The sequence below is a fragment of the Vibrio sp. V09_P4A23P171 genome, from assembly GCF_963875615.1.
GTDB classification, from domain to species: Bacteria; Pseudomonadota; Gammaproteobacteria; order Enterobacterales; family Vibrionaceae; genus Vibrio; species Vibrio anguillarum.
The window spans coordinates 1-14,480 of sequence record NZ_CAWNMR010000025.1 but is presented as its reverse complement, the minus strand read 5'-3'; the positions used below and the strand labels follow the sequence as shown (position 1 = coordinate 14,480).

16 protein-coding genes and 1 pseudogene are annotated in these 14,480 nt (G+C 45.8%); 7 read left to right on the top strand and 10 right to left on the bottom strand.

Annotation, left to right across the window (positions count from 1 at the left end; all coding sequences use genetic code 11):
• Nucleotide 1 precedes the first annotated feature (1 nt).
• The 3 genes from rimM to rplS are packed head-to-tail and all read left to right on the top strand — an operon-like array spanning nucleotide 2 to nucleotide 1,725.
• Nucleotides 2–556: a ribosome maturation factor RimM gene (gene rimM, locus AACT23_RS09690; protein WP_013857691.1), complete on the top strand. Its 555-nt coding sequence runs from the start codon at nucleotides 2–4 to the stop codon at nucleotides 554–556.
• Between the two features lie 27 nt (nucleotides 557–583).
• Nucleotides 584–1,330, top strand: a complete 747-nt coding sequence (gene trmD / locus AACT23_RS09685) for a tRNA (guanosine(37)-N1)-methyltransferase TrmD (RefSeq protein WP_010319524.1) — start codon at nucleotides 584–586, stop codon at nucleotides 1,328–1,330.
• A 41-nt stretch (nucleotides 1,331–1,371) separates the two neighbouring features.
• On the top strand, nucleotides 1,372–1,725 hold the full coding sequence (gene rplS / locus AACT23_RS09680) for a 50S ribosomal protein L19 (protein WP_010319525.1): 354 nt from the start codon (nucleotides 1,372–1,374) through the stop codon (nucleotides 1,723–1,725).
• Between the two features lie 80 nt (nucleotides 1,726–1,805).
• Here rplS and yacG read toward each other — a convergent pair whose 3' ends face one another.
• From yacG to nadC, 8 genes are all read right to left on the bottom strand, one after another.
• Nucleotides 1,806–2,003: a DNA gyrase inhibitor YacG gene (yacG, locus tag AACT23_RS09675; RefSeq protein WP_010319526.1), complete on the bottom strand. Its 198-nt coding sequence runs from the start codon at nucleotides 2,001–2,003 to the stop codon at nucleotides 1,806–1,808.
• An 89-nt stretch (nucleotides 2,004–2,092) separates the two neighbouring features.
• Nucleotides 2,093–2,833, bottom strand: a complete 741-nt coding sequence (gene zapD, locus AACT23_RS09670; RefSeq protein ID WP_013857689.1) for a cell division protein ZapD — start codon at nucleotides 2,831–2,833, stop codon at nucleotides 2,093–2,095.
• A 32-nt stretch (nucleotides 2,834–2,865) separates the two neighbouring features.
• Nucleotides 2,866–3,474 (bottom strand): dephospho-CoA kinase, encoded by a 609-nt coding sequence (coaE, locus tag AACT23_RS09665; protein WP_013857688.1) that lies wholly within the window; start codon nucleotides 3,472–3,474, stop codon nucleotides 2,866–2,868.
• Entirely contained in the window at nucleotides 3,465–4,346 is an 882-nt protein-coding gene (locus AACT23_RS09660; protein WP_094127975.1) for a prepilin peptidase, read from the bottom strand. Before AACT23_RS09660 ends, coaE begins: the two co-directional genes overlap by 10 nt.
• A 38-nt stretch (nucleotides 4,347–4,384) precedes the next feature.
• Entirely contained in the window at nucleotides 4,385–5,611 is a 1,227-nt protein-coding gene (locus AACT23_RS09655) for a type II secretion system F family protein (RefSeq protein WP_094127973.1), read from the bottom strand.
• 42 nt (nucleotides 5,612–5,653) lie between these two features.
• A complete protein-coding gene (pilB, locus tag AACT23_RS09650; protein WP_094127971.1) occupies nucleotides 5,654–7,342 on the bottom strand; it encodes a type IV-A pilus assembly ATPase PilB in 1,689 nt (562 codons plus the stop codon).
• Nucleotides 7,343–7,346: 4 nt separating this feature from the next.
• Nucleotides 7,347–7,802 carry a pilin gene (locus AACT23_RS09645; RefSeq protein WP_176428646.1) on the bottom strand — a complete coding sequence of 152 codons (456 nt, stop codon included), beginning with the start codon at nucleotides 7,800–7,802 and terminating at the stop codon, nucleotides 7,347–7,349.
• Nucleotides 7,803–8,060: 258 nt separating this feature from the next.
• A complete protein-coding gene (nadC, locus tag AACT23_RS09640; protein WP_017047002.1) occupies nucleotides 8,061–8,948 on the bottom strand; it encodes a carboxylating nicotinate-nucleotide diphosphorylase in 888 nt (295 codons plus the stop codon).
• 124 nt (nucleotides 8,949–9,072) lie between these two features.
• Between nadC and ampD the strand changes: the two genes are divergently transcribed.
• Entirely contained in the window at nucleotides 9,073–9,624 is a 552-nt protein-coding gene (gene ampD, locus AACT23_RS09635) for a 1,6-anhydro-N-acetylmuramyl-L-alanine amidase AmpD (RefSeq protein WP_234826552.1), read from the top strand.
• A 21-nt stretch (nucleotides 9,625–9,645) separates the two neighbouring features.
• Here the strand turns inward: ampD and fldB are convergent, their stop codons facing one another.
• Nucleotides 9,646–10,164: a flavodoxin FldB gene (fldB, locus tag AACT23_RS09630; RefSeq protein WP_094127965.1), complete on the bottom strand. Its 519-nt coding sequence runs from the start codon at nucleotides 10,162–10,164 to the stop codon at nucleotides 9,646–9,648.
• A 152-nt stretch (nucleotides 10,165–10,316) separates the two neighbouring features.
• Between fldB and xerD the strand changes: the two genes are divergently transcribed.
• From xerD to recJ, 3 genes are read left to right on the top strand one after another with little or no spacing between them, the layout of a single operon-like run.
• Nucleotides 10,317–11,225 carry a site-specific tyrosine recombinase XerD gene (gene xerD / locus AACT23_RS09625; protein WP_013857679.1) on the top strand — a complete coding sequence of 303 codons (909 nt, stop codon included), beginning with the start codon at nucleotides 10,317–10,319 and terminating at the stop codon, nucleotides 11,223–11,225.
• A gap of 13 nt (nucleotides 11,226–11,238) precedes the next feature.
• Entirely contained in the window at nucleotides 11,239–12,012 is a 774-nt protein-coding gene (locus AACT23_RS09620; RefSeq protein WP_094127963.1) for a thioredoxin fold domain-containing protein, read from the top strand.
• A 41-nt stretch (nucleotides 12,013–12,053) separates the two neighbouring features.
• The gene (gene recJ / locus AACT23_RS09615; protein ID WP_094127961.1) at nucleotides 12,054–13,793 is read left to right on the top strand and encodes a single-stranded-DNA-specific exonuclease RecJ; all 1,740 of its coding nucleotides are present in this window, start codon (nucleotides 12,054–12,056) and stop codon (nucleotides 13,791–13,793) included.
• A gap of 128 nt (nucleotides 13,794–13,921) precedes the next feature.
• Here recJ and AACT23_RS09610 read toward each other — a convergent pair.
• Nucleotides 13,922–14,480: pseudogene (locus AACT23_RS09610) on the bottom strand (IS4-like element ISVa18 family transposase); the annotation flags it as partial.

Here is a 14,480-nt window from a genome sequence, read left to right as displayed (position 1 = left end):
TATGTCGATGAAAGGTAAAGAAACAATGAGCAAAGAAAACGAAAAGATTGTTATGGGCAAGTTTGGTGCTACCTATGGCATTCGTGGCTGGCTCAAAGTTTTTTCCTACACAGACGAAGCTGAAAGTATTTTTGATTACAGCCCTTGGTTTATTAACCAAAAAGGCCAGTGGATCGAGTACAAAGTAGAGAGTTGGAAGCGCCATGGTAAGAGTATGGTGGTAAAACTTGAAGGTTTAGATGTTCGAGAAGACGCACATCTACTCACCAACTTTGAAATTGCTATTGATCCCGCATCATTACCAGAATTGTCAGCAGATGAATTCTACTGGCGTGAATTGTTCGGTATGCAAGTTATTACCACCAAGGGGTATAACCTTGGTGAGGTCACTGACCTATTAGAAACTGGCTCCAACGATGTTCTGGTTGTGAAAGCGAATTTGAAAGATGCTTTTGGCCAAAAGGAACGGTTGGTACCGTACCTTGAAGAGCAAGTGATCAAGAATGTTGATCGCGAAGCTCGACGGATCGAAGTTGACTGGGATCCGGCATTCTAACTCTAAAATTTCAGAGCGAGAGAACACATGTGGGTTGGCGTTATAAGCCTATTTCCTGAAATGTTCCGTTCTGTTACTGATTTTGGAGTAACAGGTCAAGCGGTTAAAAAAGGTTTGCTGTCTATTGAAGCTTGGAATCCTCGAGATTTCACTCATGACAAACATCGCACCGTCGATGACAGACCTTACGGTGGTGGTCCTGGAATGCTCATGATGGTTCAGCCTTTGCGCGATGCCATTCATGCAGCAAAACAAGCCGCACCGGGAAAGACGAAAGTCATTTACCTTTCTCCTCAAGGTCGAAAACTCGACCAAAAAGGAGTCGAAGAGCTGGCGACGAATGAGAACCTAGTTCTTATTTGCGGACGCTATGAAGGGGTAGATGAGCGTATCATCCAATCAGAAGTTGACGAAGAATGGTCGATTGGTGATTTTGTGATGACAGGCGGCGAACTGCCAGCCATGACGTTGATTGATTCTGTCTCTCGGTTTGTTCCGGGAGTATTAGGAGATTTCGCATCAGCAGAAGAGGATTCTTTTGCAAATGGCTTGCTAGATTGCCCGCACTATACGCGTCCTGAAGTGTTAGATGGAAAAGAAGTACCTGCGGTACTGAAATCCGGTAATCACGAGGATATTCGTCGCTGGCGGCTGAAACAGTCGTTGGGCCGAACTTGGCATAGAAGGCCAGAGCTCCTGGAAAACCTAGCTCTGACTGACGAACAGGAACTATTACTGGTTGAGTTCATCAAAGAAACTCAAATACATCAGTAACCTATTTAATTTAGTATCAGTTTATTCTAGGAATTTTTAAAATGAGTAACATCATCAAGGCTCTTGAAGAAGAGCAAATGAAACAAGGCCTACCTAAATTCGCACCAGGTGACACTGTTGTTGTTCAAGTTAAGGTAAAAGAAGGTGATCGTGAGCGTCTACAGGCTTTTGAAGGCGTTGTAATCGCAATCCGTAACCGTGGCCTACACTCTGCATTCACTGTTCGTAAGATCTCTAACGGTGAAGGTGTTGAGCGTACGTTCCAAACTCACTCTCCAGTGGTTGATAGCATTGAAGTTAAACGCCGCGGTGCAGTACGTCGTGCCAAACTGTACTACCTACGTGAGCGTTCTGGTAAGTCAGCTCGTATCAAAGAGAAACTTGCTAAGAAGTAATGCTATAAACTAGCGTTCTCATAGTAATAAACAGGGGTCGAGTAATCGACCCCTGTTTTTATATGTGTCTTATATGTGCGCTAATATTGATCTTCTGACCAACCATCACTGTCTGACATATCCGGTGCACCGGGAATACTTTTTTCCTCATCGGCCCACTCGCCAAAATCGATCATCTGACACTGTTTGGAACAAAAAGGACGATAAGGGCTCTGTTCTCCCCATTCGACATCGGCTTTGCACTGCGGGCATTTTACAATGGTAATTTTCTTTGACATAACGGACTTCAAGTAACGATGGATAGGCGTAAGTGTATTACCTAACGCAATGGAAAGTAAGAGTCAGTCGGGAATTGAAGCGGAATTGATTAACAGCAGACGGCGAGATCAAACTCGATATCGCGCCCTGTTGCTTGGCCTGATTGGAATTCGATAAACTTAATCGCGAAGCGATTTTTATGGCCAGAGATCATGGGGTATACCCCATACTCAAGTGGGATCGACAAGCGCAAGATATTAGCGTCTTCTGCATCGCTTTGATAAAAACCTAATCGTGCTAGGCGAGCTTTAAAATGGCCCGTTTCGCGGGTTAATTTCAGCCAAAGTTGCAACGCATCTGATAACGGTCGAAGCGTTTCCATCCATTGGTGCGCATCTTGGGTCTTCTTTTCTATCGGAATGTGTAGCCAGTAGTGCAGGGCTGGTAGGTCGAAACAGCATGACCCGCCCGGCAAATTAAAGCGTTGGCGAATCGTGCTTAAGAAACGATCTTCTTTGAGTGATTGACCAAAGCGTTCAGCGCTCATTAAATTACGATGGACCTCGTCGATCTCTTCAAGGAGCGATAGCAACATTTCTTGATCAACACCATCCACATTGAGCCAGCTACGGTAGTTCAAACGCTGTTTTTCAATATCTTTAGCCAACTCGCTTTTGAGTTGGATCTGTTCGAAGATTTCGAGTAAATCAAACAATGAACGAAAGAAGAGTTGGTGTTGAATACCGTCACGAAACTGAGCGGAATGCATCAACTGGTTAAGCAGCGCTTCGACTCTTAAATAGATACGAGTTTTTTCGTTCAGTGGGTGTTCAAACTTATGCGTGGTCATCTAGCTAGCCTTAGGTCCGGTCTGGGTTATTCTTACAGACTTAGGCTGCATATGGCTAGATACTTTTTGTGTAATTCTGTGATTTGAGGCAAAAGTTTTTGGTTTTCTGCGCTATTTTTAATCACATCGTCAGCGTATTGCAATCTTTGCTCACGGCTCGCTTGAGCGGCTAAGATCGAACGGACTTGTTGCTCTGATACCTTGTCTCTTGCCATAGTGCGAGCGATTTGGGTTTTTAGATCAACATCAACCACTAAGATGCGATCGACTAAGGTTTGTAGGTTATTTTCTATCAATAATGGCACAACCAATAAAGCATAAGGCGAGGTGGTTTTTGCTAAATCAGCAATCATTTTTGCACGGATCATTGGGTGAAGAAGCTGATTAAGCCAAGCCTTTTCTTGCTCATCAGCAAAGATCTTTTCTCTTAACGCGGTGCGATCCAATTGTCCATCGGGCTTTAATATGGTGAGGCCAAAGTGCGCGCAAATCGCCGTTAATCCTTCACTACCTGGTTCGACGACTTCTCGAGCGATGATGTCAGCATCCACGACATCAATCGAGAAATGCTGCTGAAATAAATGAGCAACGGTGCTTTTTCCGCTGGCAATCCCGCCGGTTAAACCCACCACTAACCCCATGACGATAACCCCATAATTGAACCTAAATACCAACTCATAATATCGTTACCCCACAACAAGGTTATCCAGCCAGCAATGGCGAGATAGGGGCCAAAAGGAAAGGCTTTGTCGATCCCTTTTTTTTGCAAGCGCAATTGAATTAGGCCAAAGACAATGCCAACCACAGATGACATGAGGATGATGATGGGCAGATATTGCCAGCCCAACCAAGCGCCGAGAGCAGCCAGCAGTTTGAAATCGCCATAACCCATTCCTTCTTTGCCTGTGACGAGTTTAAACAGCCAATAGACCGACCATAAGCTCAGATAGCCAGCAATGGCGCCGATCACCGCATCTTGCAAACTGACTGGGCTAATGTGCATCAATGATAAGCTGAGGCCCGCCCACAGTAGTGGCAGTGTCAGCTTGTCGGGTAATAGCATGGTATCGAAATCGATAAACGTCGCCGCGATGAGCACAAAAGTGAAAAACAATAGCGCTAGTGAAAAATAACTAAAACCGAAGTGGCTAGCCACGACAAAGCTCATACTGGCAGTGAGCAGTTCAATCAAAGGATAGCGTGCACTGATCGGGCCTTGGCAACGGGAACATTTCCCTTTTAAAAAGAGCCAACTGAGTAGCGGAATATTGTCAATAATACGGATTGGCGTATCACAGTGTGGGCAGCTAGAACGAGGGACACTGAGCGTGAGTTGCCCTTCCGGTGGCGCAATGTGATATTCGGGAAAGCAGTCAGCGCACTCTTGTCGCCATTCTCGCTCCATGATTTTGGGTAGACGATAAATGACCACATTGAGAAAACTCCCCACGATTAAGCCAAACAACGCTGCAAAAAGTGGAAAGAGCCAGGGGTAATAAATAAAAACTTCCATGCACAGACTCGATAATTAAAAGATTAGCAGTGCTAATACTATCCTAATACACTCATTAAGTTAAAGATGGGCAAGTACATTGCCACCACCAAACCGCCGACCACCGTACCCAAAAAGACAATGATCAATGGTTCGAGAATTTTGCCTAAGTTATCGACGGTATTATCAACTTCAAATTCGTAAATGGTGGCGACTTTATTGAGCATATCATCCAATCGGCCTGATTCTTCACCAATCATCACCATTTGCAGCACCATTTCAGGAAAGGCTTCGGTATTACGCATCGCAATATACATTGGCATACCGGCTGCCGTATCACGATAGACCTCATTAATCGCTGTCTCAAAATGGACATTGCCAGCGGTTTTGGCGGTGGTTTTTAAGCTGGCTAAAATCGGAATGCCTGCACTAAAACTGGTGGCGAGTGTGCGACTGAATTTAGCAATAGAGGCTTTGCCTATCACCTCGCCAAGAATGGGAAACTTTAATCCTAATCGGCTGGTTTTTAAGCGTATTAAAAAAGATTTTTGGCGTACTGCTTTCACGGCAATTGTGGTGAGGATTATGATGATGAGTACCCACAAACTGTAACTTTGCACCCAATGAGAGAGTTTCAATACTTGCTGTGTAAACCAAGGTAATTCGGCTCCGAATCCTTTGAACATGCTTTCAAACTCAGGGATCACCATAGTAAGCATTAAGTAAGAAACACCTAACGCGACCAACACCACCATGGTTGGGTAGATGAGTGCTTTAATGACTTTAGCGCGCAGTTGTTCACTTTTTTCTCGATAAGTCGCTAGCCGCTCAAACACTTCAGCCAAGTTACCTGACTGTTCACCTGTGTGAATGAGATCAACATACAAGGTATCGAAATGGGTGCTGGCGGTACGCATCGCTTTGGAAATTGGCGTTCCGGCTTCAACCCCTTTGGTGACTTGCGACAAAATGGATTTCATTTCGGCTTTGCGATGGTTATCTCCGACCAGTTTTAAGGCTTGCACGATGGGCACGCCCGTGGTCAGCATGGTCGCCAATTGGCGTGTCAGAATGGTGATGTCTCTGGCCTTCACGCGATGAGTCAAGCGGGTGATAAAAGAGACGCCCCCTTTTTTGATTTTTTTGATCTGAATGTGCTGCTCTTTAAGTTTGTCACGCACTTCCAGTTCGGTTAAAGCGAGAGTTTGGCCAGATACTTTTTTGCCCGAACTATTGATGCCTTTCCAACGATAATTTTTGAGTTCTGATTTGATTTTTGTGTTCATACAATAGAGTCACTCAATGGCTAGCTAAGAGGGATCAAAGCGTTAGAAATAGAGCACGCGTTGCAGCTCTTTGAAGCTGGTGACGCCGTTTTTGAGCTTTTCAATGCCTGATTCTTGTAGTGTCTGCATTCCGTTGGCTTTCGCGATCTGCTCTATTTGATGAATGCTTGCTTTTTGCATAATCGCTTCGGCCAGCTGTGGGTTAAACGCCATCACTTCATAAATGCCGACTCGACCTGAATAGCCCCCTGTGCATTCGTTGCAACCATGCGGGTTCGCTTCATAAATGGTTTCTGTCGCTAGCAGCTGAAAATGTTGCTGCAACTGTATTGAGGGCACGACGGCAATTTTGCAGTGCCGACAAAGGCGACGAGCCAAACGCTGGGCAATAATTAAACTGAGTGAAGAGGCTAAGTTAAACGCTTCAATTCCCATATTACTCAAGCGAATTACTGTTTCGGCGGCGGAGTTAGTATGCAAGGTAGAAAGGACTAAATGCCCGGTTTGTGCTGCTTTTACGGCGATTTCGGCAGTTTCTAAATCGCGGATTTCGCCAACCATCACAATGTCGGGATCTTGCCGTAAGAAAGAACGTAATGCTTGCGCAAAGCCAAAGCCAATTTTTGGCTGCACTTGAACTTGGTTGATGCCGGATAAGTTAATTTCAACCGGATCTTCAGCGGTGGAGATGTTCACTTCATCAGTATTTAAAATGCGTAGCCCCGTATAGAGCGAGACGGTTTTTCCGCTGCCCGTCGGGCCCGTCATTAAAATCATCCCTTGTGGTTTTTTCAGCGCAGCTAAGTAGAGTTGTTTTTGCTGGTCGTTATAACCCAATTTGTCGATATCTAAGTTAGCAGCACTGCTATCAAGTAGGCGCAGTACGATTTTTTCACCCCATAAAGTGGGGAGGCTGGAAACGCGCATATCGATGGCGGTGTCTTGATTCAACCGCAGTTTAATTCGTCCATCTTGTGGTAAGCGCCGCTCGGCAATATCGAGTTTGGATAAAATTTTAAGCCGCGCGGCAAGCCGGCGACTTAAGTTGCTTGAGGGACGCTGCGTTTCCACCAAAATACCATCACAGCGCAATCGTACTCGGTAAAGCGCTTCGTACGGTTCGAAATGGATGTCTGATGCGCCTTTTCGCACCGCATCAAGCAGGATTTGGTTAATAAAGCGACTGACTGGGGCGTCATCTTGGCTGAGGTCTTCAATCGATTGAATCTCATCATCAGACAGCTTAACTAAGTTCGCCAGTTCATCTTGGCTGATCTCTTTCCCTGAAGAAGAGGATCCTTGAATTGTTCGGCCATACAAGCGCCGGATGGCTGCTTGCAGCGCTTTGTAGTCGGCTAAAACCAGTTCGACTTGTAAGCCTGTCGCAAAGCGAAAATCATCTTCCACTTGTAAATGGGTCGGGTCGGAAACTGCGATGGTCAGGGTTTGGCCATTATTGGCAATCGGCAGTGCTTGGTAACGGGTGATGAGATCACGCAAACCAAGCTGTTGGCAGAGCAGTGGGTAGTCGTAGCGGGTTAAGTCAGTGTCCGGTAGGCCAAAAAGGGTACTTAACTGCTCAGTCAGATCATGAGGATGGAAAAAATCCAAAGCGAGCAAAGCTTCTGGCACACTCGCACCAGACGCTTTGATATGTTCAATAACTGCGTGTTCTTGCGTCGGGCTCAATATCTGAGCCTGACGCAGAATTGCAGGGAGGTTGGTTAGCATTTTATCAAGGAATCGTTCTTAAGCATCCTTTAAGATCTTTTTCCAATAATGCTTCGGGAATATCATGCGTGCACTTCCAGCCTGAATTTGTACGTGTGTATGTTATTTTTTTATCTTTTATAGATGCATCAGCATTATTGACAGTAAAAACTAAGGTTCCATTTGTAGGTGTGGTGGCATTCTTAGTTAATGCTAGGGTCCCCATTGCGCTCATATCTGAAGCTGCACCAACTTCGCTCGCTTCTGTTGTTTCAGGGAAACTGCCTTTTTCTTGTATATATAAATCAATATTTGTAAGTAATGTTCTAGGAATACTGACGGCTGTATTAGACTCTGTTTTGATCAAATAGCTCTTATATGCAGGGATTGCAATCGCGCTAAGTACACCAATAATTCCTACCACAATCATCAATTCAATTAAGGTAAAACCACTTTGTTTCGTTTTCTTATTTGTGTTCATTATTTGTTTTGCTCCGTTTGAACGCATAAGGATGGGCAGAGCATAAGAAGCTTGTGGGTTGGTGGGAATGAGATAAAGAGCAGTGCGCGAGCGATTTGGATTTTTTACCTGTTTAGTTGCATATATCAATCACTGAAATACGACTGACTTAAAAATGCCGTCTTGATTTTGATACGCAAGCAATAAAAAAGGAAGCTCGCCCGGCTTCCTTAACTATTTGAAATTTTTGATCTTTATTCCAATAATTGATGTAATTAATTACTGAAAGCGCATTGAGAGATCGAGTGCTTTAATGTGCTTAGTCAGCGCGCCGACTGAGATGTAATCGACACCGGTTCGCGCGTAATCGCCAATGGTTTCTAATGTGACGTTACCCGAATTTTCTAAAGCCGCGCGGCCTGCGTTAATTGCTACCGCTTCGCGCATCATCTCAATGCTAAAATTATCCAGCATAATGATGTCAGCACCCGCTTGAATCGCCTCTTCTAACTCTTGCAAGCTTTCGGTTTCGACTTCGACAGGTTTACCGGGGTTGAGCTGTTTAGCGGTGCTGATGGCTTGGGTAATACCGCCACAAGCAATGATATGGTTTTCTTTAATTAAATAAGCATCAAACACGCCAATACGATGGTTAAAGCCGCCGCCACACGCGACAGCATATTTCAGTGCGCTGCGCAGGCCAGGGATAGTTTTGCGTGTATCAAGTAGTCGGCATTCGGTGCCTTCTAGCTGTTTGGCATACTGAGCAGTAATGCTGGCGCAACCTGACAAGGTTTGAATGAAGTTCATCGCATTGCGTTCACCAGTCAGCAGCGCGCGAGCTGGACCTTCAAGAGTGCACAAAACTTGGTTTGGCTTAACTTGATCACCATCTTGGACATGCCAGTCAATTTTCACTTCACCACCAAGTTGTTTGAAGACTTCCTCTGCCCATGCTTGGCCACAAAATACGCCATGTTCACGGGTGATGAGAGTCGCGCTATTACGCGCATCCGCTGGAATAAGGTTTGCGGTGATATCAGCAGTCGCATCCAAGCTGCCACCGAGATCTTCTCTGAGTGCATCGCTAACGGCACGAGTAATTTCCAATGGGAGTTGCTGTTTCAGATAATCAAGGCGTTGTTGGCTGTTGTGTGTATTTTTCATCGCAAATCTAATATGGTGTTGAACAGAGTGAGAATGATACGCTGAGTTTTACTCAAATTCAGCCACTAATCTCGCATTTCCTCTGGCTAAGGTTCATTTTTGTGTGAGTGTAAGGGGTCAACTGATGATCGATAAAAAGGGTTGGTATCAAAGCGCACGTCGAGTGCCATCGCCGTTTTATGATCAGCGAAGCGATGCGCAAGATATTTCATTGCTGGTGGTACATAATATCAGCTTGCCTCCGGGCCAGTTCGGCGGCCCATATATTGAGCAGTTTTTCACTGGCACGCTTGACCCGAATCAACACCCTTTTTTTCAAACCATCCACCAGATGCGCGTCTCGGCTCACTGCCTCATTCGGCGAGAGGGAGAAGTAGTGCAATTTGTGCCATTTAATGCCAGAGCTTGGCATGCGGGCCAGTCAAGCTTCGCTGGTCGTGCAAAATGCAATGATTATTCGATTGGGATTGAATTGGAAGGGAGCGATGAGACGGCTTATACACCTGCGCAATATCAAGCCTTAGCGACTTTGACGTGTGCATTGCAGCGGCGTTATCCGCTCATCACCAATCAACGCATTACCGGGCATCAATACATTGCACCACTACGCAAAACTGATCCCGGTTTGGTGTTTGATTGGCGTTGCTATCGAGCCTTGTTGGCAGCAAATGACTAACAACAAATAGCGAACAACGAATTAAATCGAATCGTGATATTCCACTAAAATTTGCTCAACCCAGCATTGAATGCGTTCGTCGCTTTGCTCGTATTGCGAATCTTCATCGAGTGCGAGACCAACAAAGTGGCGGCCATCTTTCGTTAGGGCTTTTGACGCTTCAAAATGGTAGCCTTGGTTGGGCCAGTAGCCAATCAATTGAGCGCCAATTTGTTTTAGCTCATCATGCAGCATCCCCATCGCATCGAGGTACCATTCGCCATAACCTTCTTGATCGCCTAAGCCGAATAATGCGACGTACTTGCCGTTTAGCGACACGCCACCGATTTGATCCCATATTGCGCTCCAATCTTCTTGGATTTCGCCAAAGTCCCAAGTTGAGATGCCCAGTATTAAAAGATCATAGTTGCTCATCAAAGAGAGTGGCGTTTCTTTCACATTGTGAATCTCCACCAAATCGTCACCGATGAGCGCACGGATCTTCTCTGCTGCCATTTCGGTATAACAAGTTGTTGAGCCGTAAAAAAGACCGATCTTCATAATTTTGTGTTCGTTTTAAATCAAGAATAGTGAATTCTAACCATAAAATGACGCGCTTTGCAGCGATTATCCTGCCGATGATGTTTTTTTATGGTATTAAACCAGTGGCTCACATAACCTGAGCAACTCGATTTTCACCACAGAGGTTTGATGTGTCTGAATATATTTCTCCTGATCAAGGGGTAGTGGAACAGTTTTTAGATGCGATGTGGATGGAGCGTGGTTTAGCTGAAAACACGCTCTCATCGTATCGCAATGATCTGACGAAATTGTTGCAATGGATGCAGCACAATAATTATCGCCTCGATTTTATTAGTGTCACTGGTTTGCAGCAGTACCAAGCGTGGCTCGCTGATCAAGACTATAAGCAAACCTCGCGGGCGCGCATGTTGTCGGCGATTCGTCGTTTATTTCAATATCTGCACCGTGAGAAACTCCGCGGCGATGATCCGAGCGCGCTCTTAATTAGCCCTAAATTGCCACAGCGTCTGCCTAAAGATTTATCCGAGCAGCAAGTGGAAGATTTATTGAATGCTCCCGATACCAATAATCCTCTAGAATTACGTGACAGAGCGATGTTGGAACTCTTGTATGCAACAGGGCTACGGGTGACCGAATTGGTTTCACTGACCATGGAAAATATCAGTTTACGTCAAGGTGTAGTAAGAGTGATTGGTAAAGGTGGCAAAGAGCGTCTTGTACCGATGGGCGAAAATGCCGTTGATTGGATTGAAACTTTTCTTGAACAAGGGCGGTCTACTCTGCTGGGCGAACAAACGTCGGATGTGGTTTTCCCTAGCCGACGAGCAAGGCAGATGACTCGTCAAACCTTTTGGCACCGAATTAAACACTACGCAGTGATCGCACAAATCGATGTGGAAAAACTCTCTCCACACGTATTAAGGCATGCTTTTGCCACGCATCTACTCAATTACGGTGCCGATTTGCGTGTAGTGCAAATGCTGCTCGGTCATAGTGACTTATCGACCACGCAAATTTATACTCATGTTGCGACTGAGCGACTTAAACAATTACATAGCGAGCACCATCCAAGGGCTTGAAAAGGTGAATTTAATGAGCGTATTACGCCAACTGACTCTTCTTACATTGCCACTTTTTGCTGTGGCGTGTAACGCTGAAACCACAGAGCAAGTGACGTCAACGGCTGTACAAGCGGCTGCGCTTGATAAAACGGTTTTTGAACAACGTTTTTCTAAACTCGGATTGGAAGTACTGAGTGTTCAAGCCTCTGATATTCCGGGAGTGATTGAAGTACAAACTTCCGGTGGCGTGCTGTTTTCTGCGCCTGACGCGAGCCATTTTATCGCCGGAACCTTGTATGAATTAGATAAGAATGGTGGTTATGTCGATGTGTTAGCCAAACGCCAAGCGCCCGTTAATGCGGCGAAGATCGCGCAGTTTGAATCGAGTATGATCGAATACAAAGCCGCCAATGAAAAATACGTGGTGACTGTTTTTACTGATATTACCTGTGGTTATTGCACTCGTTTGCATAGTCAAATGAAAGGGTATAACGACCTAGGGATCACCGTGCGCTACATGGCTTACCCGCGTCAAGGCGTTACGGGGCAGGTAGCTGATCAGATGGCCGCTATCTGGAATGCAGATGATAAAATGGCAGCGATGAATGAGGCAAAAACCAATCATCAGTTGCCAGAAGCAGGGCAGAACATCCAACAGGCTAAGCAGTTGATTGCCAAACACTATCAGCTCGGGCGTGAGTTAGGCATCAACGGCACGCCTGCGATTTTCCTACCGAATGGCGAAATGGTTGGCGGTTATTTACCACCAGAGCAATTGTTGCAACGCCTTCAGCAGATTCAATAACTTTAGGAGTCGGGCTTGAGTGTTCTTGAGCCCGCTGATTTATGATTGAAATAAAACAAAGACCAGCCCTCGATCTTTCGCAACTCCCTGACACGATTCCTACACTGCTTAAACGTATCTATATCAACCGTGGTATCACGAACCTTGAACAACTCGACAAGGCCGCTAAAGCACTGCATTCCTACCAACAATTAGGTGGTATAGAGCAAGCGGTACAACTACTTTTTCACGCCATCGAGCAGCAGCAGCGCATCATAGTCGTCGGGGATTTTGATGCTGATGGCGCAACCAGTTGCGCCTTATCTGTTTTGGCGTTGCGAATGTTGGGATCGCACAATGTGGACTATCTCGTGCCTAACCGTTTTGAAGATGGTTATGGCTTAAGCCCTGAAGTGGTCGATCAAGCGATTGAGCTTGGCGCGCAGATGATCATGACGGTCGATAACGGCGTCTCCTCTATCGACGGGGTGCGTTATGCCAAGCAGCAAGGATTGACTGTCTTGGTGACCGATCACCATTTACCGGGACACGAGTTGCCAGAGGTTGATGCGATGGTGAATCCCAATTTGGTTAACTGCCCGTTTCCCTCGAAGGCATTAGCCGGCGTAGGGGTGGCTTTCTATTTGATGATGGCGCTGTGCGTGCATATGCGAAAAAACGGCTGGTTTACTCGACAAGGTATGAGTGAACCCAAGTTGATGGAGCTGATTGACTTAGTCGCACTGGGTACTGTCGCTGATGTTGTGCCGCTCGATGAAAACAATCGCATTTTAGTGCATCAAGGTTTGCAACGCATTCGAGCCGGGCATGCAAGGCCGGGTATTCAAGCTTTGATTGAGGTTGCTAAACGTGACGCGAGGCGTTTAGTTGCCTCGGATTTTGGCTTTGCGTTAGGGCCACGCATCAATGCGGCAGGGCGCTTGGATGATATGTCATTTGGCGTTGAGCTGCTAATGTGCAATGACATTCACGCTGCGCGTAGAATGGCTAGTGAGCTGGATGGCCTTAACCAAACTCGCAAAGAGATTGAAGAGGGGATGAAGCAAGAAGCGCTGGCTTTTTGTGAGCGCTTACAACTGAGTGAAAATAGCGAATTGCCGCACGGTTTAGTACTGTTTCAACGCGATTGGCACCAAGGTGTGATTGGTATTTTAGCCTCACGTATTAAAGATAAATACCATCGCCCTGTGATTGCGTTTGCCGATGGTGGCGATGGCAGTATCAAAGGGTCATGCCGCTCTGTTGCTGGGTTACACATGCGCGATGTGCTGGATCGCATTGATACACAAAACCCCGGTTTAATCGTCAAATTTGGTGGTCACGCAATGGCGGCAGGTTTAACTATTGCCGAAAAAGAGTTTGAGCGTTTTGCTGAGCTGTTTGATCAAGCTGTACGTCGCGAGTTAGATGAAAGCGCGCTCAAGGGCGTGATTTTATCCGATGGAGAGTTAACTCCTGAAGAGTTCTCGATGCACACCGCTGAAACCTTACGTTCCGGTGGCCCATGGGGGCAGGCATTTCCTGAACCTCTCTTTGACGGTGAGTTCAAACTATTGCACCAAAAGCTGGTGGGAGAAAAGCATTTGAAACTGATGCTTGAGCCGTTATTCAAAGGCCACCCAACCAACATTATGATCGATGGTATCGCTTTTAATGTCGATTTAAGACGCTGGCCAGATGCGTCGGTGAAAACGGTGCGCCTTGCGTATAAGCTTGATATTAATGAGTTTCGCGGCAATCAGTCATTGCAATTGATGATTGATCACCTCGAAGCGAAGTAACGGCTTGATATTTTTCTTCTTTCGATGCGTGACATAACCTTCCCTCCCCTAGAAAGGGGAGATCTCAACGAATGTTTGCTCTTACATTCCCTTCCCTTATAAGGGGAGGGCTAGGGTCTGTCTCTTGATCACAAGTCTGGTGAATCAAGAGACTTAGCCAGTTCATACCCTTCAAGGATGGTTTGTAACCTAAACCATCCTTGCCATAATGTCTTTATAGAAGCACGACCCGTTCGCTTTGTATTCTTCCAACCCCCTAATCGAGCAATACCTCTGTAAGCCCATGATATGTCAGGAGCTTCCTTCGGTAGCCCTTTTCTTTCTAGCTTTAGCCACATTAGCTTCCATGCTTTGCCTTTTAATATCGGCTCACAACTGCTCTTAGATAACTCATCTGATTCATTCATAAATCTCAACTGGAGCAACCGAGTCGCGATAAAAGCCAGAATAACGCTGAGCCTTTCTAAGTTATCTTTGCTTTGCATTCTCAATTGCTCGACTTGAGTGCCTTCACTTTTCCAGACTTTATGAAAATCTTCAATTAGCCAACGCAGCTCATAATAACTGACGATTTTAAGTGCCTCTTCCCTGCTCGTTACTGGCTCTGAGGTCAGTAAGTGCCATGCGAGCTTATCGTTACTCTCTCCTTGCTCTATGCATCCCACGTAGTAAAGCGAAATGTTATTG